Consider the following 287-nt stretch of genomic DNA (forward strand, 5'->3'; position numbering starts at 1 on the left):
GTCGCCGACCGCCCCGGCCACGACCGCCGCTACGCCATCGACTCCACCAAGCTGCAGCGCGAGCTGGGCTGGAGGCCGGCGCACACCGACTTCGCCGGGGGCCTGAAGCGGACCATCGACTGGTACGTCGCCAACGAGTCCTGGTGGCGCCCGGCCAAGGAGGCCACCGAGGCCCGCTACCGCGCGCAGGGCCAGTAAGGAGGGGAGAGAGACATGGCAGACATCGCATTCGAGAAGGACCTCTCCGTCGCCGAGACCGGCATCGGGGGCCTCAAGGTCGTCGACCT

At 70.4% G+C, this 287-nt stretch carries 1 pseudogene; it reads left to right on the plus strand.

The annotated features are described in order from the left end of the window. Nucleotides 1–198: pseudogene (locus DW796_RS10710) on the plus strand (dTDP-glucose 4,6-dehydratase); the annotation flags it as partial. Nucleotides 199–287: the final 89 nt, after the last annotated feature.

Source organism: Collinsella sp. AM31-2AC, assembly GCF_003469285.1.
In the GTDB taxonomy this organism is placed as follows: Bacteria; Actinomycetota; Coriobacteriia; order Coriobacteriales; family Coriobacteriaceae; genus Collinsella; species Collinsella aerofaciens_AT.